Origin of the sequence: Microbispora sp. NBC_01389, assembly GCF_045040095.1 — a bacterium.
Classification (GTDB): domain Bacteria; phylum Actinomycetota; class Actinomycetes; order Streptosporangiales; family Streptosporangiaceae; genus Microbispora.
On the sequence record NZ_CP109552.1, the window covers coordinates 4,986,927 to 5,011,014 of the forward strand.

The 24,088-nt window shown below is 71.0% G+C and carries 20 protein-coding genes and 2 pseudogenes; 14 read left to right on the plus strand and 8 right to left on the minus strand.

Annotated elements, in window-relative coordinates:
* The first annotated feature begins 234 nt into the window (after positions 1-234).
* The 11 genes from OG344_RS22610 (at position 235) to OG344_RS22660 (ending at position 13,069) form a co-directional block, all read left to right on the plus strand.
* Positions 235-639: a hypothetical protein gene (locus tag OG344_RS22610; RefSeq protein WP_405084771.1), complete on the plus strand. Its 405-nt coding sequence runs from the start codon at positions 235-237 to the stop codon at positions 637-639.
* Between the two features lie 97 nt (positions 640-736).
* Positions 737-2,851, plus strand: coding sequence for an MMPL family transporter (locus OG344_RS22615; protein WP_405089149.1), 2,115 nt, complete (start codon positions 737-739; stop codon positions 2,849-2,851).
* Positions 2,818-2,940: a hypothetical protein gene (locus tag OG344_RS22620; RefSeq protein ID WP_405084772.1), complete on the plus strand. Its 123-nt coding sequence runs from the start codon at positions 2,818-2,820 to the stop codon at positions 2,938-2,940. The genes OG344_RS22615 and OG344_RS22620 overlap by 34 nt, the downstream gene beginning before the upstream one ends.
* Positions 2,941-3,140: 200 nt before the next feature.
* Positions 3,141-4,817: an OPT/YSL family transporter gene (locus OG344_RS22625; protein ID WP_405084773.1), complete on the plus strand. Its 1,677-nt coding sequence runs from the start codon at positions 3,141-3,143 to the stop codon at positions 4,815-4,817.
* 105 nt (positions 4,818-4,922) lie between these two features.
* Positions 4,923-5,057: a hypothetical protein gene (locus OG344_RS22630; protein WP_259402773.1), complete on the plus strand. Its 135-nt coding sequence runs from the start codon at positions 4,923-4,925 to the stop codon at positions 5,055-5,057.
* 127 nt (positions 5,058-5,184) lie between these two features.
* Complete coding sequence (locus OG344_RS22635) at positions 5,185-6,705, plus strand: radical SAM protein (RefSeq protein WP_405084774.1); 1,521 nt, start codon at positions 5,185-5,187, stop codon at positions 6,703-6,705.
* Positions 6,660-7,577, plus strand: a complete 918-nt coding sequence (locus OG344_RS22640; protein WP_405084775.1) for a methyltransferase domain-containing protein — start codon at positions 6,660-6,662, stop codon at positions 7,575-7,577. Before OG344_RS22635 ends, OG344_RS22640 begins: the two co-directional genes overlap by 46 nt.
* Positions 7,568-8,983 (plus strand): TldD/PmbA family protein, encoded by a 1,416-nt coding sequence (locus OG344_RS22645; RefSeq protein ID WP_405084776.1) that lies wholly within the window; start codon positions 7,568-7,570, stop codon positions 8,981-8,983. Before OG344_RS22640 ends, OG344_RS22645 begins: the two co-directional genes overlap by 10 nt.
* Complete coding sequence (locus OG344_RS22650; protein WP_405084777.1) at positions 8,967-10,307, plus strand: metallopeptidase TldD-related protein; 1,341 nt, start codon at positions 8,967-8,969, stop codon at positions 10,305-10,307. Before OG344_RS22645 ends, OG344_RS22650 begins: the two co-directional genes overlap by 17 nt.
* Positions 10,308-10,322: 15 nt before the next feature.
* Positions 10,323-11,555: an NAD(P)/FAD-dependent oxidoreductase gene (locus tag OG344_RS22655; RefSeq protein WP_405084778.1), complete on the plus strand. Its 1,233-nt coding sequence runs from the start codon at positions 10,323-10,325 to the stop codon at positions 11,553-11,555.
* A complete protein-coding gene (locus OG344_RS22660; RefSeq protein ID WP_405084779.1) occupies positions 11,552-13,069 on the plus strand; it encodes a hypothetical protein in 1,518 nt (505 codons plus the stop codon). Before OG344_RS22655 ends, OG344_RS22660 begins: the two co-directional genes overlap by 4 nt.
* 18 nt (positions 13,070-13,087) lie before the next feature.
* Here the strand turns inward: OG344_RS22660 and pepN are convergent.
* Positions 13,088-15,355: pseudogene (gene pepN / locus OG344_RS22665) on the minus strand (aminopeptidase N); the annotation flags it as partial.
* 245 nt (positions 15,356-15,600) lie between these two features.
* Here pepN and OG344_RS22670 point away from each other — a divergent pair.
* Positions 15,601-15,897 carry an ArsR/SmtB family transcription factor gene (locus OG344_RS22670; RefSeq protein ID WP_405089150.1) on the plus strand — a complete coding sequence of 99 codons (297 nt, stop codon included), beginning with the start codon at positions 15,601-15,603 and terminating at the stop codon, positions 15,895-15,897.
* A gap of 324 nt (positions 15,898-16,221) precedes the next feature.
* A complete protein-coding gene (locus tag OG344_RS22675; RefSeq protein ID WP_405084780.1) occupies positions 16,222-17,322 on the plus strand; it encodes a GTP-binding protein in 1,101 nt (366 codons plus the stop codon).
* Between the two features lie 142 nt (positions 17,323-17,464).
* On the opposite strand, the gene arsB is transcribed toward OG344_RS22675, so the two are convergent.
* Positions 17,465-18,547 carry an ACR3 family arsenite efflux transporter gene (gene arsB, locus OG344_RS22680; protein WP_405084781.1) on the minus strand — a complete coding sequence of 361 codons (1,083 nt, stop codon included), beginning with the start codon at positions 18,545-18,547 and terminating at the stop codon, positions 17,465-17,467.
* Positions 18,544-18,858, minus strand: a complete 315-nt coding sequence (locus OG344_RS22685) for an ArsR/SmtB family transcription factor (protein ID WP_405084782.1) — start codon at positions 18,856-18,858, stop codon at positions 18,544-18,546. The genes arsB and OG344_RS22685 overlap by 4 nt, the downstream gene beginning before the upstream one ends.
* 181 nt (positions 18,859-19,039) lie before the next feature.
* On the opposite strand from OG344_RS22685, the gene OG344_RS22690 reads away from it, so the two are divergent.
* Positions 19,040-19,465 (plus strand): arsenate reductase ArsC, encoded by a 426-nt coding sequence (locus OG344_RS22690; protein ID WP_405084783.1) that lies wholly within the window; start codon positions 19,040-19,042, stop codon positions 19,463-19,465.
* Positions 19,466-19,595: 130 nt separating this feature from the next.
* On the opposite strand, the gene OG344_RS22695 is transcribed toward OG344_RS22690, so the two are convergent.
* The 5 genes and pseudogenes from OG344_RS22695 to OG344_RS22715 all read right to left on the minus strand — a co-directional run.
* On the minus strand, positions 19,596-20,201 hold the full coding sequence (locus tag OG344_RS22695) for a class I SAM-dependent methyltransferase (RefSeq protein ID WP_405084784.1): 606 nt from the start codon (positions 20,199-20,201) through the stop codon (positions 19,596-19,598).
* A gap of 117 nt (positions 20,202-20,318) precedes the next feature.
* Entirely contained in the window at positions 20,319-21,764 is a 1,446-nt protein-coding gene (locus tag OG344_RS22700; protein ID WP_405084785.1) for an MFS transporter, read from the minus strand.
* A gap of 71 nt (positions 21,765-21,835) precedes the next feature.
* Positions 21,836-23,137 carry a metallophosphoesterase family protein gene (locus OG344_RS22705; RefSeq protein ID WP_405084786.1) on the minus strand — a complete coding sequence of 434 codons (1,302 nt, stop codon included), beginning with the start codon at positions 23,135-23,137 and terminating at the stop codon, positions 21,836-21,838.
* Complete coding sequence (locus OG344_RS22710) at positions 23,089-23,781, minus strand: hypothetical protein (protein ID WP_405084787.1); 693 nt, start codon at positions 23,779-23,781, stop codon at positions 23,089-23,091. The genes OG344_RS22705 and OG344_RS22710 overlap by 49 nt, the downstream gene beginning before the upstream one ends.
* A gap of 194 nt (positions 23,782-23,975) precedes the next feature.
* Positions 23,976-24,071, minus strand: a pseudogene (locus OG344_RS22715) (heat-shock protein HtpX); the annotation flags it as partial.
* Positions 24,072-24,088 lie beyond the last annotated feature (17 nt).

Genomic DNA, 24,088 nt, shown 5'->3' on the forward strand with positions numbered 1-24,088 from the left:
CGGCGTTCCGCATACCACTCACTTCCTCTCCCAATGCGGCGGCGACCAGCCCCGCGGCCGGAGCGATGTGGTTCGACCGCCTGAAGGTTAGACGTAGCGTGTGCGCCTTTTGTCCAGATGTCAAGGACTTTCGCCAGTGAATCGCCAAAGCTGGTACTAGTAGTGCCACCCTTTTGTTTACCAAAGGCGTTAGTTGTCTTGATCGAGGCGGTTCCGTCCGCTAGCGTCCCCGCTATGAGCGGGCAGAGGGTTCACCGGCGGCTTCCCGGCGTCGCTGCGGCCACGGTTGCGATCGCCGTCGGAGCACTGGCTCTGACCGGATGTAGCGACGAGTCCGGAGAGGCGAAGGCGCGAGGGCGCGACCTTACCGCGCTTCAATGCCCGATGGTGGAGACGGGACAGAGTGGTGGCGTCAGCCAGTACAGGCCCGCGGAGAACGCCTTCGATACGGCGGAGCTGCTCGGGCTGGAGCTCGCCGAGGCGCGTGAGAAGGCGGCCCGCCACAACTGCGGAATCATCGTTTCGCGCGAGGACGACAAGAGCCGGCCCGTGCCGATAGAGATCGACCCGACCAGGATCTACGTCTACGTCGCGGATGGCGTCGTCAGCTATATAGAGGGGGTCGGTGGTGGGCTCTAAGGTCGGCGACCCGATGCGACCTCTCACCAGGGCTTCCGTAATCTCCGCCGGTCGGCGGTCACGGTGGGTCGTGATCGCGGTGTGGCTTGCGCTCGCGATGCTCGCGGTGCCGCTACAAGCCAGGCTCGGCGAGCGGGCCGCCGACGAGAGCGAGACCTTCCTCGTCCGGGGATCGGAGTCGGCGACGGTCAAGCGGATCATCGACGAGCGGTTCCGGCGCGGCAGCGAGACAGCGGCGGTGATCGCCTACTTCCGCGAGGGTGGGATCACCGCGGACGACGGACGGCGCGCCGACGCCGACGCCCTCGCGCTGTGCCGGTCCGGCGCGATCCCGAACTTGACGATGGTCGCCACCCCGTACCAACGCGCGTGCGGCGAGACCGATCCGCTCGACATGAGCCCGGGCGCTTCGCTGCTCACCTCACCCGACGACACCGTCATCTTGAGCACGGTCCTGATGACCGACGACTCGACGCCCGACATCGAGCAGGCGGTCGCGGCAATCCGCGAGATAGTCCCGTCGGCCGCCGGCGACGAGAGCGGATTGAGGGCCTTCGTGACCGGCCGTGCCGGCTTCGAGGCCGATCGAAAAGCTGCGCTCAAAGGGATCAACGGGACCCTCTTGGCAGTCACGATCGCCGTGCTGCTGCTCCTGCTGCTCCTGACCTACCGCTCGCCGCTGGTTGCGCTGGTGCCGCTGGCCGTCGTCGCCCTCGCCTATCTCGTCACCGCCGGCCTCGCCTACGGCCTCGTCGCCGTTGGCCTCACCGAGGTCAGCGGCCAGACGACCGCGATCCTGATCGTGCTGATGTTCGGTGCGGGCACCGACTACTGTCTGCTGATCGTGGCGCGGTTTCGCGACGAGCTGCGCCGGGCGCGGGACGTCGAGGAGGCGATGGTCGCCGCCGCCCAGCGCACCGCCCCGGCGATTTTCTCCGCCGGAGCAATCGTCGTCGGCGCGATGCTGGTCCTCGCCCTTGCCGACTTCAACGCCATGCGCGAGATGGGCCCGATCCTCGCCCTCGGTGTCGCGATCATGGTGTGTGCCGGCCTGACCCTTCTGCCCGCGGTGCTCACCGCCCTCGGACGACGGGCGTTCTGGCCCGCTGTTCCCCGCCTCGAGCCCGAGTCCGCACCTGCGGTCACGTTTTGGGGGCGCGTCGCGGGCCTCGTTCACGCACGCCCGGGAGTGATCGCCGCGGCGGTCACCGCTCTCCTCGCCGCGGGCGCGCTGGCCGGCATCGGCGGGCGTCCGGCGCTCGACTTCTCCGAGTCCTTCCGCGAGGCGCCGGACTCGGTCCGCGGCCAGCAGGTGATCCGCGACCACTTCATCCCCGGCCGGGCGGCGCCGCTTCGCATCGTCGTAGCCCACGAGGTGGGCGGGAAGGTCCAGAGCGCTCTCACCGAAGGCACGCACACACCCGTCGCCGATATGCACGCGGTGGCCAGGTCGGTCGGGGCCGACGGCGACTCCCTGGGTGCGGAGGCCCAAGGCCGGCGAAGGTCCGCGACGGACTTGCTCATCTTCGACGCGGACCTGCGGATGGATCCGTTCTCGGAGCAGGCCACCGACGCCGTCCCGGTGCTGCGCGAGGTCGCCGGGCGCGCGGCCGACGGCCACACCGTCCTGATCGGCGGGACCGTGGCCGAGAACTACGATGCCCGCCAGGCACTCGAACGTGACACCAGGCTGATCGTCCCGGTCAGCCTTGCCCTGATCCTCGTCGTCCTCGCCGTGCTCCTGCGCGCGGTGGTGATGCCGCTCTACGTGATCGCGACCGTGGTCCTGTCCTTCGGCTTCGCCCTCGGTGTCGGTTCCCTCATCTTCACCCACATCCTCGGCCAGCCGGCCTCAGACCCGAATCTGCCGATGTACGCGTTCATCTTCCTCGTCGCCCTGGGCGTCGACTACAACGTGTTTCTCCTCAGCCGGATCAGCGAGCGGCGTCGACAGCACGAGACCCGCCGCGCGGTGACGGAGGCCCTTGAGCGGACGGGCGGCGTGATCACCTCCGCCGGCCTCGTGCTCGCCGCCACCTTCGCGACTTTGATGGTGCTTCCGATGGAGGCGCTGTTTCAGATCGGCTTTGTGGTCACCCTGGGCCTGCTCGCCGACACCTTCCTCGTCCGGGCACTGCTCGTCCCCGCTCTCGCGGTGATGCTCGGCGAGCGAAACTGGTGGCCGTCCAGGCAGACCGCTACCCCGGGCTGACGGTCGCCGGGCTGTACGGACGCGACCCGGGCGCGGCGACGGCGGGACAGGCCGACGCCGATCCGCTGCTCGCCGATCGCGCGCTGTGACCCCACGCGATTGGCCGGCATGTGCATGGCGTAATTCCGAAACGTATCGTCATGTTCGCGTAACGCAGGCAGTCTGCACGAATAGGCGATCCTGTCAAGGCTCTTGACCATTGCCGTCGGCTCAATTTAATGTGCACTCGTCGGCTACATCGATAGTTATCAATGTAGTGGTCCACCTGATCGAGATGAGGGGGCGCTTCGTGGAAGGAAGGGAGCGCACCGCATCCTCCACCACATCGCCCGCGACCCCGGCGGTGGACCTTCCCGCCGGCTGGCGGGGGTCGTACGTCTGGGCCACGCTCATCGGCCTGGCCATCGGCGTGCTGCTCTGCGTCCTCAATGTGCTGGTCCTGTTCCGTACGGGGACGTCCTTCGGAGGGTCGGCGCTGGTGGCCGCGCTGGGCGCGGCGCTGCTCCGGGTGGCGGGGGCGCTCAGCTGGCAGGGACTCTTCGTCGTCTTCTCCATCGCGTCCAGCGGATACATGGCGACGGCCGCGCTGGACACCGGCATCGGGGCCGTCGTACTGCGGGCCGGCGAGTTGCCGGCCTGGGGCTTCCTGGTGGTGCTGGCGATGGCCGCGAACGCCGTGGGCATCTTCCTCGGCGGGCTCGTCGCGCGGACACTGGTGGTCGCCGAGAGACTGCCCTACCCGACCCTGAAGCCGGCCATCACCCTGATGGCGTCGCTCAGCGCCCCGAAGGACGGGGAGAGCGACCGGCTCGGCCGCATGCTCCCCATCGCCGCCGGCGTGGGCGCCGCGTCGGCCCTGGGGGTCGCCCTGTGGGGCCACGACGTCACGCCGGAGGTCACGGGCACCCATCTGGCCCTGGCACTCTCGCCCCTGTTGTACGGGGTCGGGTTCCTCATCGGCCCGCGCGCGTGCGCGTGGCTGGCGGCCGGCGCCGCGTACACCGTCGTCGTGTGGGCGGTCCAGGACGGCACGGCGGGCCGGTCCGTGGCCTACACCGGCCATCTGTCCTATCCCTGGGTGCTCGCCGCCGGTGTCGGCCTCATCCTCGGCTACTCGATCGCCTCGATCGCCCGGGTCCGCGGCCCGCTGGCGCGGTCCCTCCGGGGGGGCCGCCTGCTCCCGGGCCGTACGCGGTGGCTCGCCGTCGCCGTCCTCGTGGGAACGGCGCTCCTCGCGCTGGCGTACCCGTCCCTTCTGCGCTATCTCGGCTACGGCCTGCTCGGCATTGTGCTGCTCGCCGTGATGACCGTGTTCCTCACCCGGGCCGGCGGCGAGATCGGGCTGGTGCCGTTGTCCCCGGCGCTGTACTTCAGCGTCGTGGCCTTCGCCGTGTCCGGCATGGACCAGACGGCGGCGTTGCTCATGGCGTCGACCATCTGTTGCGCGGCCCTCGCCGCGGTCTACTTCACCTACTCGGTGAAGGTCGCCCATGACCGTCCCGAGAGCCTGCCGGAGCCGCCCAGGCGGCTGACGGGCTGGACGCAACTGGCGGGCGGCCTGGCCGGCGCCGTCGTCGGCGTCCTCGTGATCGCGGTGCTCAGCCGCGCGAGTGTGCTCGGAGGACGTTCCTTCCCCGCCCCTGTGGCCACCGCGGTCCAGTTCGTGGACGCCACCGTCCGGGGATCGGCCGAATACCCCGCTACCGTGGCCCTCGCACTGGCCGTCTCGGGCCCGGTGGGCCTGGGCCTGGCCTTCACCTCGGCCATGCCCACGATGATCGGCCTCGGGGTGCTGCTTCCCCCCGCCTACTCGCTGACCCTCGCCGCCGGCGGCCTGACCCAGTGGCTGCTCACCCGCCGCAACCCCGGCCGGCGCAGCGGCACCGAGATCGTCGCCTCCGGGCTGATCATCGGTGAGGGCCTGATCACCGTGGCGGTGCTCATCGTGCGGGAGGTCCTGCGGTGACCCGTCACCTGGGGCACGCGCCCCACCAACGACTCTCCCCGCCGCGTCGCGGCGGGGAGCGGGCCGGAGAGCGCGGCAGAGATCACAGTGGAGGAGGTGATACCTATGATCGCCATTTCCATGATCGAGAACGCCGAAGTGTCCGAGAAGCAGACCGACTGCTGCACCGCCATGCGCGGCCGGAAGAACCTCGACGTCGTGACCAGCATCATGGCCAACGACCCCGACGGCTGCGAGTGACCGTGGCCGGCGGACCGTACGACACGGGTATCCCCTGCCGCGCCCTCCAATTCCCGGCCCACCCCCTCACCCACCCCACGACCCACCCCCCGGCGGCACCACGGACCCCGTTTCTGGGAGACACACCATGCTTGTGAGCCCGAACACCGTCACCTTCTCGGTGGAGCTCCCCGAGGGCACCCTGGACCCGGCCTATCTCGACGAGGGCGGCAAGGTGAGCGTCCTCGCCAACGCGGTGTCCGGATCGATGGACATCGTCACCCCCGCCGAGGTCGCCGTGCTCGAACGGGTCCGCGCCGGGGACGCCGCCGTCGACCGTGAGCTCGTGGCCGGCCTGCTGGAGCGCGGGTACGTCTGCACCGACGCGGTCGAGGAGGAGGCGCGCTACCGCGCCATCGTCGACGGCTACTTCCAGGCGATCCAGGAGGCGCCGTTCCAGTTCATGTTCATCCCGTCGTTCGTGTGCAACCTGGCGTGCCCGTACTGCTTCGAGGGCGAGCTGACCACCAGGAGCCCGCGCATGGACGAGGAGATGATCGAGGCCGCGTTCGACACGATCCCGGAGATCCAGGACCGGCACCAGAACTCCGGCCCGCCGTACATCACCCTGTTCGGCGGGGAACCGCTGCTGGACACCGCATACCAGCGCGGCGCCGTGGAGCAGATCCTGCGCGGCTCCTACGATCGCGGCTACCCGGTCACCGCGATCACCAACGGCGTGGCGCTGGACGCGTACGTGCCGATGCTGCTCAAGTACGGCTGCGAGGAGGTCCAGGTCAGCCTGGACGGCACGCCGAGGACCCACGACACCCGGCGGGTGTTCCGCAACGGCAAGCCGACGTTCGAGCTCATCGAGCGGAGCATCGACGTGGCCGCGGAGGCCGGCATCCGCGTGCTGATCAGGGTGCTCGTCGACGAGGACAGCGTGGACGACATGCCGCGCTTCGCGGAGTTCGCGCAGACCAAGGGGTGGCTCGACCACCCGAAGATCCGCCTGTTCAACGGCTTCACCAAGGCCACCACGTTCCTGTACGTCACCCCCGACCACCCCGAGGAGAAGCGCAAGCGCATGGTCCGGGGGGACGTCAAGGCCGGGCTCCAGGAGGCCTTCTGGAGCATGGTCAAGCAGAACCCCCTGGTGGACCGCATGCTGCAGCCCGACCTGGCCCGCATCAGGTCGGCCGTCCTGGAGGGCGACCGGCTGCGGCCCAACCTCCAGGGGTGCAGCGCCGGCACGAGCGTCGTCGCCTTCGACCCCAACGGCAAGATCTACGGCTGCCCGGAGACCGTGGGCCGTCCCCAGCACGCCTGCGGGACGTTCTACCCCGAGTTCAGCTACGCGGCCGGCTATCGGGACCCCTGGCGGCACCGCCACGTGGACACCGTGCCCATGTGCCGCGACTGCAACGTGAAGTTGTTCTGCGGGGGCGGCGGCTGCCCCATCAAGGCGTGGGCGGCCAACGGCGGCGACTTCAACACCTGCTACTGCCCCAAGGTGTCCAGCATCACGACGCGGGTCGAGACCCAGCTGGCCTACCTGCTGCCCATGGCGTTGCGCAGGCAGCAGGAGCACGCGAACCGACCGGAAGGAGAAGAGGGAACGTGGGAGCAGATGACACGCGTGGGTTCGTTTCCCTGGATGAGCTGATCCGGCCGCGGACGGCGGCCGGGACGGTCGCCGAGCCGGACGCCTGCGGATGCGCCCCGCAGACCGCGGACCAGGCGTCGGGCTGCTGCGCGGCCCCGGAAGCGGCCCCAGCCGACCAGGGCCCCGTTCCCGTCGAGACGCACGTGAAGAAGCGCTACGACGCGCTCGCGGTGCAGGGCACCAGCACGCTGTGCTGCTCTCCCACATCGGTGTACACGCCGGAGGAGCTCGCCGAGATCCCCGACTGGGTCCTGGAGCTGTCCAGCGGCTGCGGCTCGCCCATGAACGCGATCGGCCTGCGCCCCGGGCAGACGGTCGTGGACTTCGGCTGCGGCGCCGGCCTCGATCTGCTGATCGCCGCGCGCCGGGTGGGTGAGACGGGCCGGGTCATCGGCGTCGACGCGTCGATGCAGATGGTCAGGACGGCTCGCCGCGCGGCCAAGGAGATGGGCCTCAGGAACATCGACGTGCGGGTCGGCGACATCCGGCGCCCGCCGGTGCGCGAGGCCAGCGTCGACGTGGTGATGAGCAACTGCGTCCTCGGCATGTTCCCCGACAAGAAGGAAGTGCTCCACGCGGTCGCGGCCGTCCTGCGCCCGGGAGGGGTGGCGGTGATCTCCGACGTCGTGTACTCCGACGACGGCCCGCCCCCGGCGGACGTGGCGGCCGGCGAGTCCGCCGGCGCGGAGGACTTCGCCCGGTGCGTGGTGGGCATGACCGAGAGCCAGTACCGCGACCTGGTGCTCGGCGCGGGCTTCGGCAGCGTGGACATGCGCAGCGACGGGCTCGTCCCGTACCGCGACGGCGCGCAGGTCACCAGCGCCATGATCTTCGCCTACCGGGACGACAGCCCCGCGCAACCGTGCTGCTGACCGGCGCCTCGCCCGCGCTCTTCCGGGACGCCGGCCTCCGGGCCGGCGACTACGCCGAGGTACGCGTCGAACGCGCCAGGACCGTCGACCTGGTTTGGCGCGGCGACGGCCTGGAAAGCAGCGTGACCAGCCGTGACGAGGGGTGCTGTGCCCGGGTGATCGGCCGGTCGGGGTCGGCGTTCGCGTCGAGTACCGCCGTGGACGCCGCGCCGGTGCTGCGCAGGGCCGCGCGGGACGCCGTCGAGCTGGGGTGTGCGGCGGGACGTCTCGCCGCACACCGGCCCTACCGGGACGACCATCCCGGCGAGACCGGCGAGACCGGCGAGACCGGCGAGACCGGCGAGATCGGTGAGCTCGCCGAGACGGTCGGCCTGGCGGAGAAGGCGGAACTGCTCGGCGCCTACCACGCGGCGGCGCTGGCCGCGCATCCCGGCGTGACCGGGGCGCTCGTCTATTACCGCGAGTCGGTCGCGGACGTGGAGCTGTTCACCAGCGAGGGGACCGGTGTCTCCTACCGGCGCAGGGACCTGACGCTGCAGATCACCGTCTACGCCGACGGCGGCGCCGCAAGGACCGCCGGCTCGGTGTCGGCCGGCAGCGGCGGCGACTTCTCCGTGGTGCGGGGCCTGGCCCCGGACGTGGAGGCCGCCGTCGCGACCGCTGTAGATCTGCGCGCCGCCCCCGTCGTGGCACCCGGGGAGTACGACGTGGTCTGCGACGGCCCGCTGGCCGGCATCTGGGCCCACGAGACGATCGGGCATCTCGCCGAGGCCGACCACCACCTCGGGGACGCGCCTCTGCAACGGTCCCTGGCCCCCGGACGCCGGCTCGGCCCGTCCATGCTGACGATCACCGATCATCCCGGACGTCCCGGCGCGCGGGGCTTCGTGCCGGTGGACGACGAGGGCACGGCGGGGTCTCCGGTGGAGCTGCTGCGCGAGGGTGTCGTCACCCGGCCGCGGCTGCACGACCGCTCCACCGCGGCGGCCTTCCGCGAGGAGCCCACCGGCAACGCCAGAGCCCTGAACTTCCGCCACCCGCCGCTCCCTCGGCTGCGGACGATCGCCATCGCCCCCGGCGCCGCGTCCGAGGAGGAGATGATCGGCGGGGTGGCGCGCGGGCTGCTGGCCCGTGGCGTGCTCGGCGGGCAGACCGACCGCGCCGGCTTCACCTTCCTGCCGGCGGAGTGCCGGGAGATCCGCGACGGAGAGGTTCGCGGCCGGGTCAGAGGCGTGGTGCTGTCCGGCGACGTGCTCGGCGCCTTCGCGGCCATCGACGCGATCGGCCGTGAGCAGTGGCGCGGCGACACCTCGGCGAGCTGCGGCAAGCAGGGCCAGAACGCGCTGCCGGTCAGCTCCTGGGGCCCCGCGCTGCGATTGCGAGGCATACGTGTCACCTCTGGCTGACCGGCTGGAACAGGTCGGAGCGGAGGCCGCGGCCCGCGCCGACCACTGGGAGATCCTGGCCGTCGAGCGCGACGACACCGTGGTGGAGGTCGGCTCGGGCGTGCCCGACCTGGTCAGATCCGCGCACGAGACGGCGCTGTGCCTGCGGGTGCACCACCGCGGCCGGGTGGGCACGGCCACCACGACCCGCCTCGACGACGTGCGGGAGCTGGTCGGCGACGCCGTACGGAACGCGGCGCACGGGCCCCCGGCGTCACCCGACCCGGTCGCCGGGAGGAACGCCGCCCCCGAGACCGCCGGGACGTCCGCCGCAGACGGGGGAACCCGATCCGTACGGCTCCTGGCCGAGCGGCTGGGCGCGCTGCAACGCCCGGCCGGGCTGACCGTGCACGGCACGGTGACCCGGACGGAACAGGCGGTGCACCGCGCGGCCCCGGACCGGCGGACCACGACCTCGGACCGGTTCTTCCACGTCGCCGCGCTGGCGGAGGGGTCGGCCGTCCAGCTGCCCTGGACCGGCTGGACCCGGACGCCGGAGCTGCCCGCCGCGCTCTCCGCGTGGCTGGAGGCCGCGGCCGGCTGGGACGGGCTGCCCGCCGCCGACGCGCCCTCCGGCGACCACGACGTGCTGCTCGCGCCGTCCGCGGTGCACACCCTGCTCACCCCGCTGGTCACCGCGCTGAACGGCACCGCCGTCACCGCGGGCCGCTCGTTCGTCGCCGGGCACCTGGGCGAGCCGTTCCTGCACCCCTCGATCGGCCTGCGCGACCACCCCTCGGAGCCGGCCGTGCCGGACGACGAGGGCACCGGCGGGCTGGCCTGGCCGGGCAGCGACGACGACGGCGTGCCGTGCGCGCCCCTCACGCTGGTCGAGCGGGGAGTCCCGGTCCGGGCCTACCACAGCGTCCGTACGGCGGCCGCGTGCGGGACGGCGGCCACCGGGCACGGGTTCCGGGGCAACGCGCTGCGCCGCACGATGCTCAAGCCCGCCACGCCGGTGCTCAACGGCGCGACGCTGTCCGCCGGACCGGCCGACGCCGGTTCCTTCGACGACCTGCTGGCCGGCGTCCGCGAGGGGGTGCTCGTCGAGTCGCTGATGGGCGGGCACCAGCGCGCCGGCCTCTCACCGGTCGTCGAGGGCAGGCTGCGGCTCGGGTTCCTGATCAGGGACGGACGGGTGGCCGGGATCCTCCGGCAGCGTCCGATCGCCCTGGACCTGCGCGAGGTGCTCGGCCGCCGCTTCCGCGCGGTCAGCGACCGCCGGTGGGCCGTGAGCAGGATCTGGTCGGGCCGCCTGCCGTTCGTACTGGCCGGCGGGACATGACGCGAGGAGCGGCCGATGTATGACGTGATCGTGGTCGGCGGCGGCGTCGCCGGGGCCGCGAGCGCCGCCCTGCTCGCGCGGGAGGGCCTTCGGGTCCTGGTGTGCGACCGCACCCGGTTGCCCGCCCCGGCCGTCTCCACCCATTTCTTCGGCCCGACGACGCTGGCCTTCCTGGACCGGCTGGGCGTGCTGGAGGAGGTGCTCGCCACCGGCGCGCCACCGCTGCGGCGCTGGCACCTGGAGGTCGAGGGCGGCTACTACGGTGCGCCCATGCTGCCCCGCTCGCCGTACCACTACAACCTGTGCGTACGCCGGGAGACCCTGAGCGGGGTCCTGCTGCGCGCCGCGGGCCGGCACGGGGCCGAGATCAGGGAACGCAGCCCGGTGCGGTCCCTGCGCCGGGACGGTGACCAGGTCATCGGCATCGAGGGCGCGGGGTGGTCGGAGAAGGCCAGGATCGTCGTGGGCGCGGACGGGCGGGGATCTCCGACCGCCCGTCAGGCCGGCGCGGCCACGACCTTCGACGCCGGGGCCATGCGCTGCACGTTCCACGCCTACTGGGAGGACGTCGTCCCGCTGCCCTCGCCCGCGCTGGAGCTGTGGCACGACGGCGGCCACGTGCTCCAGGCCGGCCCCTGCGACGGCGGGCGGTGGGTGGTCATGCTGTCGGCGCCCGTGGGGGAGTACGCGGCGATCCGGGCGGAAGAGGGATACGAGGGGTACGAGCGCCGGCTCCGGTCGATCCCCGCCATGGCGGACCGGTTGCGTACGGCACGGCGGGTCTCGCCCGTGTACGCGTCCAAGAGCCTGCGGAACTTCCACCGCGAGCCGGCGGGGCCGGGCTGGCGGCTGGCGGGCGACGCCTACTGCCACAAGGACCCGCTGTTCGGCGCGGGCATCACCGACGCCTGCGCGGCGGCGGAGACGCTCGCCGCCACGGTGCCCCTCGCGCTGGACGGCGACACGCCGCAGGCCCGGGCGAGCTACGCGGCCGCCCTGGACGAGCGCGTCGGACGCAAGGTCCGCGCGGGCCTCGCTGGGTTGCGCATCGACCCGCCGGAGCCCGGCCAGCTTGCCTGGATCCGCGGCGTGCTGGCCCATCCCGGGCTGGCACTGGAGATGACCCGCCGCTGCTCGGAGCTGTTCGCCGGGCTCCCCGAGGACCGGCGCGACTTCTGGCAGAAGGTCGCCGACGGCGCCTCGGAAGTGCTCGGCCTGCCCCCGGCGGCCTCCGTGGACCCGTCGTGACCACCGTTCCCGGCTATCTGGCCGGGCGCGTCGAGGACCTCGCGGCGCTGCAGGCCCGGGTCGCCCATGCCCGCTGGCTCGCCGCGACGGGGCAGAGCGAGGACCATCCGGCGCTTCCGGAGGGCGGCCTCACCTGGCTGACCGACGGCGGGCTCGTCCTCCTGGCCCTGGAGCACGGCGACCTCCACTACGCCGGGGAACTGGTCCTCTGGTACTTCCGCGTCCGGCTGGCGGAGGCGACCGCGCGGCTGCGCCTGCTCCAGCGCACCGTCACCGCCGAGGCCGGCGGCAGGACGCTCACCCACGGGGAACTCGTCGCCTTCTCACGGACCGTCACCGACGACCGGCGGCGCGCCGAGGTCCGGGCCGCCCTGGCGGACGTCGGCGAGCGGCTGCGCGAGGGCCGTCGGCGCTGGCTCGACGCGTACGCCGAGGCGCGGGCCGAGCTGGGGTTCCCGACGCACGCCGCGCTGGTGCGGGCGCTGCACCCGGAGGTGGACCGGTTCGTCGCCCACGCCCGGAGCTGGCTGGACGCCACACGGGCGGCGTTCCTCAGGCGATGGGACGACTGGCGGGCACGCGACGCGATCTCCACCCCGTCCATGGGGGACGCCCGCCTCGTCGCCGCACGCGCCGTCCTGCCCGAGGGAGCCTGCGGCGCGCTCGACGGCGTCCGCTCCACCGTACGCGCGTGGGGTTTCGGCGGATGCCTGGACCGCGTCGTCGTCGACGACGTCGCACGGCCCGGCAAGTCGGGTACGGCGTTCTGCTCGCCGGTCGCGCCGCCGGCCGATGTGCGGGTGTCCGTCACGCCGGGCACGACGCTGGGGCACCACGCCACGCTCCTGCACGAGTTCGGGCACGCGCTGCACTTCACCGCGGGCACCCGGCACCCCGCCGACCTGTGGCGGACGCATCCGGCGCTGACCGAGGCGTTCGGCTTCACCCTGGAACAGGTCGTCCGGCGGCCGGACTGGCAGCGGCGCCACCTCGGCGTCACGGTCGGCGCCGAGGCGGTGGAGCGCCTGGCCTTCGCGCGTGAGCACGTCCGGCGCGTGGTGGCGACCGGCCTCTGCTACGAGATGGCCGTGCACGACGGCCATCCTGACCCGGCCGCGGAGTACGCGCGCTCGTACGAGCGGGAGTTCGGCGTCGCGGTGGACCGGGGGGCCGCGTGGGATCGGCTGCAGACCTACCTGGAGGGCAAGCCCTGCTACCCGCTGCTGTATCACCAGGCGTTCGCGCTGCGTGAGACGCTGTGGGACCACCTGGCCGGCCGGGCGGGGGAGCGGTGGTACGCGGGCCCGGACGCCGGGCCGGCCCTGCGGGAGCTGTTCGAGAGGTTCGCCGCCGGTCACGGCGCGGAGGAGTGGCTGTCACCCGGCGGCGTCGCGCTCGGACAGGTCCACGGCGAGGGCGAACTCGGCCCTGGCCGCGCCGGTCAGCCTGACGAACGGGTCGTCGGCGGGCAGGCCGTCGACCAGGCGGTCGATCACGTTCAGCGTGCGCCGTGAGACCGACCAGGAGGGGAACATCCGGACGACGACCGTACGCGCCGGTTCCCGGTCTCCCGCGGCGGCCGGCAGCGGTGGGACGTCCTTCGCGTAGCGCCGCGCGAACGGCGCGAGCAGGTGATGATGCGCGGGGTGGGCGAAGCCGTCGGCCAGCGCGCGGACCTGCGCGACGCTCCCGCTGCGCAGGATGGTCGTCCACGCCTGCTCCTTGGCCTCCGCGGTGGGCACCGACGCCCTGAGCAGCTCGGCGAGCCGGTCTCCCACAACGGTGAAGGCGCCGCTGACGTCGTCCAGGGGCTCGCCATGCGCGACCATGGACCGGGCGAGTCTGCGGCGTAACGCGTCGTCCACGGCGATCGGGGCCGCTCCGTGGAACCATTTCCGCACCGTGCCGACGTGGCCGGCCGTCAGCGCCGCGTCCGTGACCGCCCGCGCCGCCGCCAGCCTCTGGTCCGCGTCGCCGTCCGGGGTGTCGACAATGTGCAGCAGGTGGTCCACGTACGACGGCCAGCCGTGGGCGCGGGCCCAGCCCTGCTCGGTGTAGGCCGTCAGCACGGTGGCGACCCGGACGAGCAGCCGCTGGAACACGCCGATCTGCGTCTCCGCCGTAAGGCCGCCGAGGACCATCGTCAGGAACCGCCGCGGCGGCAGCTCCCCGTGCCGGACCATGTCCCACGCCGCCGTCCAGCAGAGCGAGCGGGCCATGGGATCGGCCAGCCGGCCGATCCGGTGGACGACCTCCTCCGTCGAGCGCGGGTCCAGCACGATCCGGCAGTACGTCAGGTCGCCGTCGTTGGGCAGCACCAGCGCGCCGGAGTGGGCGCCGACGAGCGCGTCCACGCTCGTGCGCGGGCCGTCGGCGTCGAGTTCGTGCCTCCGCAGGCGGACGAGATCGCCGTGGCGGTCCTCCGCGTAGACGCCCACCGCGAGACGGTGCGGCCTTGGCGACCCGACCTGGAGCAGGTCGAAACGCGTGAAGCACCCGCTCTCGTCGACGTCGAAGTCGGCCCGCACCTCGGTGAGCCCGGCCGTCAGCAGCCAGGCGTCCGTCCAGGCGGTCAGGTCCCGGCCGCCCGCCTTCTCCAGGGCGCCGAGCATCTCGGCCCGGCCGGCGGTGCCGTGGGAGTGGTCCGCGAAGTAGCGCCGCATGCCCTCCAGGAACCCCGCCAGCCCCAGGCGCGCCACGAGCTGGCGCAGCACGCTCGCGCCCTTGTGGTAGGTCAGCGCGTCGAAGGCCGCCCCGGCGGCGTCGACGTCGGGGACGCCGGTCACGACGGGGTGGGTGGAGGGCGACTGGTCCAGCAGGTACGCGTGCGCCTTCTTGCCGGCGGCGAAGTCGGCCCAGGCGTCGGCGTCGTCCGTGAGCCGGGTCAGCGCGTGGACGCCCGCCCAGGTGGCGAACGCCTCGCTCAGCCACAGGTCGTCCCACCAGCGCAGCGTGACGAGGTCGCCGAACCACTGGTGGGAGATCTCGTGGAAGATCATCTCGTCCCGGCGGCGGTGCGCGTACCGGGTCACCGCGCGGTCGAACACGAACGTCTCCGCGGCGAACACGCAGGCGGCGTTCTCCATCGCCCCGAAGTTGAACTCGGGCACGAAGCACAGGTCGAGCTTCCGGAACGGGTACGGCGTCGCGAAGGCCTCGGCGAAGAACGCCGTCCCCGCTCCGAGCCGCTCCAGCAGTACGGCGGGGTCGAGGTGCGCCGCCAGGGAACGCCGGGAGTGCACCCCCAGAGGCACGGCGCCTTCGTGGTTCACCGTCCACGACGCCCACGGGCCGGCCGCCACCGCCACCACGTACGTGCTGATCGGCGGGGTCGGGGCGAACCTGTGGACGCCCGGGGTGCTGGAAAGCACGGGGGCGTTGGACAAGACGGTCCAGCCGTCGGGAGCGGTCACGCTGATCGTGAAGGGCGCCTTGAGGTCGGGCTGGTCGAAGCAGGCGAACACCCGGGGGGCGTGGCCGGGCTGCAGGTGGCTGTAGACGTACACCTGCCGGTCGGCCGGGTCGGTGAACCGGTGGAGGCCCTCGCCGCCGGTGGAGAAGTCGTAGTCCGCCTCCACGGTCAGCTCGTTGACGGCCGCCAGATCGGGCAGCGGAATCCGTCCCGCGCCGTCGTACTCGACCGGCCGCCCGTTGAGCACGGCGGAACGCACCCGCCGGGGCAGCGCGTCCGCCCAGCTGGAGGCACCCGGCCGGGCGCAGGTGAAGCGGACCGTGCTCCTGGATCGGAACACCGGTTCCCCGGTCCGGCTCAGATCGACGTGGAGGTCGTAGGACCGCACGCGGAGCAGGGAGCCGCGCTCCGTCGCCTCCGCATGGGTCAGCGGGGGACGTGGTATGACGAGACCTCCTGGGCGGAAGGGTTGTCTAGACTCGTGGGGGATGCGGCCGGGTGACCCACGCCCGGGGCGCTTAGGGAGAGGACCCGATCGCCATGGCCGAGCACGACGAGCCCGTGCTGCTGCCGCATGAGGATCTTCCCGTGGTCGAACCCGGTGTGCCGCGCCCGGCGCGGGTGACGGAGCCGATGACCAGGGAGCGGAGCATCACGCTCGCCGCGGGCTTCAAGGCGCTCGGCGACCCCGTACGGCTGCGACTGCTGTCCCTCGTCGCCTCTCACCTCGACGGCGAGGCGTGCGTGTGCGACCTCGTCGGGGCGTTCGACCTCACCCAGCCGACCATCAGCCATCACCTCAGGGTTCTCCGGGACGCCGGGCTCGTCACGTCGACCCGCCGGGGCACCTGGGTCTACTACCGGGTCGTGCCCGAGGCGCTCACCGCCCTGACGGGCATCATCGCCCTGCCTTCCGTCGCCACGAGATAGGCGATCCGGCGGGCGGTCGGGTGCCGATGCCGTCATTGCGGAAATGATGCGCGGATAATTATGCGCACAGATAGCTCCATGCTTATTATAGCACCTGTATTGACCGTCATCAATACCCCTTTTCGGCACGGCACCGCGGCATTGTTAATCATTTGTTGCCTGGCGTCAAGGATCTTGACCTTGTGGAACAGAGGCGGTTAGCTGACTGCGAATGGCGGATCACTGACACCACCTCGACACCCTGTGACGCGCATACTCACTCGTGCCGTGCGATGCGGCGATATCTGTACGGAGCACCGTTACCAGAAGTGAGGCGAACGCCGGTTGATCACCTTCATGACCTTGAGCGGTTTTCTCGGGGCGGGCAAGACCACCACTCTCGTCGCGGTCGCGAAACATCTCCAATCGCAGGGCCGCAGGGTCGCGGTCATCACCAACGACCAGGGAACCGAACTGGTGGACACCCAGCTCGCCAGGTCCGCGATCGCGGAGGCCGGCGAGGTCACGGGTGGATGTTTCTGCTGCCGGTTCGAAGACCTGCTGACCGTCGCGCAGCGCCTGGTCGACGGTCATCAGGTGGACACACTGCTCGCCGAGGCGGTGGGCAGTTGTACCGATCTGCAGGCCACCGTCATCCGGCCGCTCAGCGCCCACTACGGTGAACATTTCACGCCCGCCCCCCTCCTCGTCATCGTCGAACCGGAAAGGCTTGACGCGCTCCGTACGTCGCTGCCGCTGGACGACACGGAGTCGGACATGTCCTACCTGTTCGGCAAGCAGTTGCAGGAAGCCGATGTGATCGCGCTCAACAAGATCGACCTGCTCGGCGCGGCGGAAGCCGCCGCCATCACCGCGGATCTGCGCGAGCGATACCCCACGGCCACCGTGCTCGGTTATTCGGCGAAAACCGGTGAGGGGCTGGAACGACTGGTGCCCCTCTGGCTGGGCTCGGCTCCCGCGGAACGCGGCCTCGACATCGACTACGACCGCTACGCCAACGCCGAGGCCGCGCTGGCGTGGCTGAACCTCAGCTTTGACGTGACGGCGGCGGAGGGCTTCGACCCGGACGCCTGGGCTCGTGCGCTGCTGGAGCACCTTTCCGCGACCGCCGCCCGCAACGGCTGGATGATCGGCCACGTGAAGGTCAGCCTCGAGTCCGCCGGTGACCTGAGCAAGGTGAGCGTGACCGCCGGCGGCGCCGAGCCGACCGTGGACGCCGTTGCGGGGAGGCCGTTCACCGGGGCGGAGGCACGGCTCAACGCCCGCGTCGCGTGCGAGCCCGCCGAGCTCGACGCCGCGGTGGCCGAGGCGGTGGAGGAGGTGTCCGCCGCCACCGGCACATCAGCCGTACAGAGCGCCGGCGTCCCCTCGTTCAAGCCCGGTTACCCGCGTCCCACCTACCGGATCCCCGCCGCGACAGGATGAGGTGTCTGCGGTACGTGTCGGTCACCGCCGTCGGCACCCGCCGTCAGCACCCGCCGGAGGAGACGGGAGCGCCGATGCCGATCTGCGGCGTGGCCTAGGTTGTGGTGATCGGGCGCCGAGCGCTGTCGCACACTCGTGTCCTTCAGTGTGCGGAGGGGGCGAATCTACGGTGCCAGGCAAGGGAGACGTAGACCAGCGCCACCAGCACGGGAACCTCGATCAGCGGGCCGACGACCCCCGCCAGGGCCTGGCCGGAGGTGACGCCGAAGGTGGCGATGGCGACTGCGATCGCGAGTTCGAAGTTGTTGCCGGCCGCGGTGAAGGCCAGCGTGGCGGTCCGGTCGTACGGCAGGCCGATCGCCTTGCCGAGGGCGAAGGTGCCGAACCACATCAGGGCGAAGTAGGCCAGCAGCGGTAGGGCGATGCGGGCGACGTCGGCGGGCTCGGAGGTGATCGTCCTGCCCTGCAGGGCGAACAGGATCACGATCGTGAACAACAGCCCGTACAGCGCGAAGGGGCCGATCTTCGGCAGGAACTCGTTCTCGTAGCGTTCGCGGCCGACCCGGCGCTCACCCAGGCGGCGGGTGAGGAATCCGGCGAGCAGCGGGATGCCGAGGAAGATGACGACGTTGAGGGCGATCTTCCATGCGGAGATGTCGAGGTGCTGTCCCTGGCCGAGTCCGAGCCAGCCCGGCAGCACCTGCAGGTAGAACCAGCCCAGCAGGCCGAACGCCAGGACCTGGAACGCGCTGTTGAGCGCCACCAGGACGGCGGCGGCCTCGCGGTCGCCGCAGGCGAGGTCGTTCCAGATGATGACCATGGCGATGCAGCGGGCCAGCCCGACGATGATCAGGCCCGTACGGTACTCCGGCAGGTCCGGCAGGAAGATCCACGCCAGGGCGAACATCACGGCCGGGCCGATCACCCAGTTGACGACCAGCGAGGAGATCATCAGGCGGCGGTCGCCGGTGACGGCGTCCAGCTTGTCGTAGCGGACCTTGGCCAGCACCGGATACATCATGATCAGCAGGCCGAGGGCGATCGGCAGGGAGATACCACCGATTGCGACCTTCGACAGCACGTCGTTCAATTCCGGGACGGCGCGGCCCAGGCCGAGGCCCAGGGCCATGGCGGCCAGAATCCACACCGCCAGGAAGCGGTCCAGCATCGACAGCTTGCCCGCCACGCCGCCGCGCGCGGCGCGTGCGGAGTCGGTGGCTTTCATGGGCAGGCCCTCTTCCTGTCGGCGGCGGCGGTGGCGCGGGCGGTCTCGGCCAGGCCGGCGAACCGCCCCGCCAGAGCGGCGATGACGTCAGGCTTGAGCCGGTAGTAGGTGAACCGGCCGCACGGCTCGGTGTCCACCACTCCGGCGTCCCGCAGCACCTTCAGGTGGTTGGACAGGTTGGTCTGCCGCGCGCCGGTCTCTTCCACGAGGTGCGTGGTGCACAGCGTTTCCCGGGCGAGCAGGGTCACGATCCGCAGCCGCAGGGGATCGGCCAGCACCCGCAATAGATCATTGTCGACTGACATCAGCATGTACTGATACTGTCACATCAGCCGGTGCTGATGCGAATCCGACGCCCCGGCCGCCACCTCCTGCACGCCCCCGCCGGACCTGGAGGGTTATCCGTGACCACATCACCATCGCTCGCTCACATCGACCTGCTCGCCACCCTGTCCCGGACCTGACCCCCACCACCATCGGCAAGGAAGAACGATGATGCCCACGACCACTCCCGTCGCGTCCGTGCTGTTCGTCTGCGTGCACAACGCCGGACGCTCCCAAATGGCCGCCGGCTTCCTCTCCCACCTGGCCGGCGACCGGATCGAGGTCCGCTCCGCCGGGTCGCTGCCCGCCGAGCAGGTCAACCCGGCCGCAGTGGAGGCGATGAAGGAGGTCGGCATCGACATCTCCGACCAGACCCCCAAGGTGCTGACCCCCGAGGCCGTGCGGGCCTCCGACTACGTCATCACCATGGGCTGCGGTGACGCCTGCCCGATCTTCCCCGGCAAGAGGTACCTCGACTGGTCCCTGGACGACCCCGCCGGCCAGGGCGTCGAGGCCGTCCGCCCGATTCGTGACGAGATCAGAAGTCGCATCGAATCTCTGATAGCCGAGATCGACGTCCGATCGGAGAGCTGACGCTTCTCCGCACGTACGGCCTTGCCTCGTCTTCCAGCCAGGGGGCTGCTCCTGGTGCTGACGGGAGGGAGGCGCACGGGCAACGTTCGCGGCAGACCCTCGCCGAAGCCGCGGTGACGGTTACGCGCTGTCAGGCAGGGCGGAGGAGGGCGACCAGGAAGGTCGAGTCATCCCTGAACGGGCGCAGGTCCCAGGTGGACAGCAGCATGTCGGGCTCGAGTGCGCAGGCCGCCGCGTCCGCGAAGAACTCGCCGAACTCGTAACCGCGGCCGGCGCCGAAGCCGATCGCGGCCCGGCCGCCGGGCGCGAGGTGCGCACGGATGCGCGTCAGCACGTCACGACGGGTGGTCGGCGCGAGGAACGTCATCACGTTCCCCGCGCAGACGACGGCGTCGAACGGCGTGGTGATGCCCTGCGAAGGAAGGTCGAGTTCGGCCAGGTCGCCGACCAGCCATCGCGGGCCGGGGTGGTCCTGCTCGGCGGCCTCGATCAGAGCCGGGTCGACGTCGACGCCGACGACGTCGTGGCCGGCCTCGGCCAACGCACCGCCGACCCGGCCGGATCCGCAGCCGGCGTCGAGGATGCGGGCGTGGCGCGGCACCATGGCGTCCACGAGGCGAGCTTCCCCGGCGAGGTCGTCACCGGCGCGAGCCATGGAGCGGAAGCGCTCGATGAACCAGGTGGAGTGATCGGGGTCGGCGGCGACCTTCCGCATCCAGATGCTCTGTTCAGTCATGCCCGCATTCTCCCGGACCAGAGCAGGCGACAGGCGACCGCCGAATGGATGCACCGGCGAAGCCGACGCCCAGATCCGGTCGCCCGGGCGGCCTCGGCCAGGACGCCAGGAGCCCGCCTACTTCGTGAGGGGGCCTGCGGACGGGCTCAGGCCGGCCGGGCTGCGGACCCCGGCGCTCAGCGCGGAGAGAGGCTGCCGTGCTCCGTCGACGCCGCCGGCGAGAGACCAGACGATCATGGCGATGGCCCCGATGCTCCAGAAGGCCGCGATGAGGAGATAGCTCGCCGTGGCGCCGATCTGCACTGCCAGAGTTGGCAGGTAGAGAGCCCCGTAGGCGGCGCCGAGCCGCCCGACGGCGACACTGGTGCCGATTCCGGCGGCTCGCAGGTGCGTGGGGAACAGTTCGGTGAAGGTCGGATAGGCGGCCGTCCAGGCTCCCGTGGCGACGGCGTTCGCCAGCATGGTCGCGCCGAGGACCCAGCCCTTGTCGCCCGTTGCCGTGGCCGCCGCGAGCACGCCGACGCCCGCCGCGGCGAGCGCGTAGAAGGTGCCGACCGACCATCGTCGCCCGAGGCGATCGAACGCGAGGGTCATGCCGATGCCCCCTATCAGGGCGCCCACGTTTCCCAGGATGAAGAAGAAGGGAATCTCCGCGTCCGTGTAGTGCACCTGCTTGAGGACGACGATGGACAGAAGCGCGGAGAGCCCGTAGTACCCGAAAGCTTCGGAGAGGTCCAGCACGCAGCCGAGCAGCAGGCGCCCCGGATAGCGGCGGACCAGTTCGACGAGGGCGGAGCGATGCCTTGTCGCGGGGGCTTCGGGCGCGTCCCCGGGGACGGCCGCGTCGGGGCCGATGCCCGCCCGCTGCTCCATCCTCCGCAGGATCGCCTCGGCCTCCTCCACCCGCCCCTGCGAGGCCAGCCACCGCGGAGACTCGGGAAGGCGACGCCGGAACAACAACACGAGCAGCGCCAGGATCCCGCCGAGCGCGAAGCCGTACCTCCAGGAGACGGCCGAGGCGAGGGCGAAGGTGTTGAGAAGCAGGAAGGCGATGAAACCGCTCGCGATGGCGCCTATGGACCAGAAGTTCATCACCGCGGCCGCGCTCCTGCCCCGGACGCGGGCCGGCATGAACTCCATGATGGCGGCGTTGATGATCCCATACTCCGCGCCGACGCCGAGCGCCGTCAGGAAGCGGAGGACGTAGAGGACATCCAGGTTGGGGCTCGCGGCGGTCAGTACGGTGAATCCGCTGTACCACAGGAGAGTCACGAGGAAGAGCCGGCGCCTCCCGAACCGGTCCGCGAGCATCCCTCCGGCCAACGCCCCGACCAGTACGCCGAGCAACCACACCCAGAAGATCCGGGACGACTGCTCGACCGTCGCCTGGAAATGCTCGCTGAGTGGATTGATGACACTGCCGACGAGATTGACTTCCAAGGAGTCGAAGAGCCATCCCGCGCCGAGGGCCATCAGGATGGACAGATGGGTGCTGCTCCAGCGGAGCCGATCCAGTCGTGTGCCGATCGATTCCGCGCTGAGGGCGTCCGGTGAGGTGGTCATGCTCTCCCTTTGAAACCGGTACGTGGGCGTACGGCCGCGGCGCCGGACGATGGTCAGCCGGCAGCGCTCAGTCAACCGGCGCAGTAGTTGGGTGGCAGCAGCAGGTTCTGCGCCTGCAGTTCCTCGAGAAGGACCTGCACCGCTCTGCTTCGGGCGGCGTCGACGAAAGCGGCGAGCGGCGGTAGTTCGGCCGGATGGGCGAGGAACGGCGGTTCCAAGGCCAGCCGCGGGTGCCATGACCAGCCCTGATCCGTGAGGGTCAGCTCCGGAAGCGGCCGGCCTGCCGCACCGATGTAGCGCATGGTGGGGGAGTGCCCGTCGGAAGGCCGCACGTGTGAGATCGCACAGCCGGCCGCGGCCTCGGTCAGGTCCTCGACACCTATCGGCGGGCGGGTGTACCAGATGTGATCCGGCAGGAGCGGCGAGCCCCACAGGGATCGGACGGGAATCGAGGGATCGGGGTCCGGCCAGGCGTCCTCGCCCAGGCCGAGAGGCTCCAGCAGACGGGGGACGCTGGAGTCGTACACGTGGAAACGTCCTTTGGCTCTTTCACGGGTCGGTAGCACCTCGAGGCAGGTCGTCCACCAGCCCGTGGTCACGGTGCGGGCGAAGGCCTCGGGGAACTTCGCCCGGCGCAGCGCCTCGGCGTGTGACCGCCAGTCGTAGTGCAGGCGGATGATCCGCGCTCGCGCGACTCCGTCCTCGAGGTCGACCAGTGCGTAGCGAACACGCCGGTCACCGTCGTTGGCCGGCCGCCCGATAACTCCGACGTTCACCACGAGACTGTCTCCGATGCGTCTGATCCAGGGCAGTCCCGAATGCGTGCACATGATGACGTCGGCGCCGCTCGCCTCCACTCGGCGGCGATGCTCCGCCTCGGGCAGCGATTCCCACCAGAAATCGTTGAGGCCCGTGGTCGAGCCGTGCACGAAATGCACGTCGCAGCCATCCAGCTTCTCCCGCCGCTCCGTGCGAAGCGTCCCCATCCACGCCGCGAACCGGCGGTCGGTGGTGCGGAGGGTGAAGTCGTACATCATCTCGGCGTATTCCTGGTCACGGGGGTCCCGATATCCGCAGCCGCAGTCCTCCGCACCCGAAGCGATCGCCACGTCGTAATTGCCGGCCACGCAGACGACGTCGTTGCCGGTCAGCAGCGGCCATACGGCGTCCGGCTCCGTGCCGTACCCGCCGAGATCTCCGAGGCAGTACAGGCGGTCGGCGTGGTTACGGCGGGCATCGTCGATGAACGCCCGAAGAGCCCAGGGATTGGAATAGACACCACCGCAGACGGCGATCCTCATTCGCCCGGCCTCGTCTTTCCCCTCTACTCGGCTGACGCGTCGGCGGTGTCGGCGGCGGGCGCGCCGCAGCACGGCGCACTCTGCTGCGCCAGAGGATGACCGGGGTCGAGCGGGCGGAGGTCGCATCCCATCTTCTTGTCGAAGATCACGAGCGTGCCGAAGGCGAACTCGATCGGCCGCCGCCAGCCCTGCCACGTCTCCGGGGGGTAGACCCAGTGCTTCGACTTCACCTGGGTGTGGCAGCAGTGGACCGGGGTCGAGCCTCCCTGAGGGACCTCGCGCCAGCCGAGCTCCGCCGCCCGCGCCGGCACGTCCTCGAACGCCTCGAACGTCTGCGCGGCCTCATCCCGCATATCGATGCCGACGTGGTCCATGAACGGCTTCGACAGGGTGACGGCCCCGGGCATGTTCTCATCCTGCGCGATGGGGATCGAGGAGAAGATGAGATTGATCGCCGCGTCCGTGGAGTACTTGACGTACCCCGGCTCGGCGTTCTCGGGGCGATAGCCGAGTTCCTTGAGCTTGCCGTGCGGCAGCGCGTCGACGTCGTCGACCTTGACGTGGGCGTGCACCGAATCGGTGTACTGCAGCATGGCCGCGTAGGGGAACTCCGGTGTGAGCACGGACAGTATCTCGCCTCGCTCCACTTCGCTGACGAGACCGAGTTCTTCGACATTGGCCAGAACCTGCTCAACCGCAGAGTGATCGAACCGCATGAGGATCTCCCGAGTCGTAGGACAGGTCAGCGAGAAGGGACGTCGTCGCCTCGCAGAATGACCTGGTTCTGCCGTCGGTGCGGGCCGGTTTCTGCCGCCCAAAATAGACCGGCCGCATGTCATCACTGTCGTCCTCGCGCAGGTCATCGGTGAAGCGCTGCTCCCGGGCAACAAGTTGCCAGGCAACTTGTTGCCCGAACCGATGCCAGACGAGTGAGCCATCCGGCCGCCATCTGGCAACGGCCGGCGTTGTGTACGCACACGAACAGGACGCTGGGCACCGGGGGCATGACTGGTCCCTTCGACC

Coding starts and splice junctions, on each gene's coding strand:
- OG344_RS22710 (WP_405084787.1), bottom strand. CDS start 23,781: ATGCGGTTCGATCACTCTGCGGTTGAGCAGGTTCTGGCCAATGTCGAA.
- OG344_RS22685 (WP_405084782.1), bottom strand. CDS start 18,858: ATGCTGATGTCAGTCGACAATGATCTATTGCGGGTGCTGGCCGATCCC.
- OG344_RS22610 (WP_405084771.1), top strand. CDS start 235: ATGAGCGGGCAGAGGGTTCACCGGCGGCTTCCCGGCGTCGCTGCGGCC.
- OG344_RS22655 (WP_405084778.1), top strand. CDS start 10,323: ATGTATGACGTGATCGTGGTCGGCGGCGGCGTCGCCGGGGCCGCGAGC.
- arsB (WP_405084781.1), bottom strand. CDS start 18,547: ATGAAAGCCACCGACTCCGCACGCGCCGCGCGCGGCGGCGTGGCGGGC.
- OG344_RS22670 (WP_405089150.1), top strand. CDS start 15,601: ATGACCAGGGAGCGGAGCATCACGCTCGCCGCGGGCTTCAAGGCGCTC.
- OG344_RS22615 (WP_405089149.1), top strand. CDS start 737: ATGCTCGCGGTGCCGCTACAAGCCAGGCTCGGCGAGCGGGCCGCCGAC.
- OG344_RS22700 (WP_405084785.1), bottom strand. CDS start 21,764: ATGACCACCTCACCGGACGCCCTCAGCGCGGAATCGATCGGCACACGA.
- OG344_RS22695 (WP_405084784.1), bottom strand. CDS start 20,201: ATGACTGAACAGAGCATCTGGATGCGGAAGGTCGCCGCCGACCCCGAT.
- OG344_RS22630 (WP_259402773.1), top strand. CDS start 4,923: ATGATCGCCATTTCCATGATCGAGAACGCCGAAGTGTCCGAGAAGCAG.
- OG344_RS22690 (WP_405084783.1), top strand. CDS start 19,040: ATGATGCCCACGACCACTCCCGTCGCGTCCGTGCTGTTCGTCTGCGTG.
- OG344_RS22635 (WP_405084774.1), top strand. CDS start 5,185: ATGCTTGTGAGCCCGAACACCGTCACCTTCTCGGTGGAGCTCCCCGAG.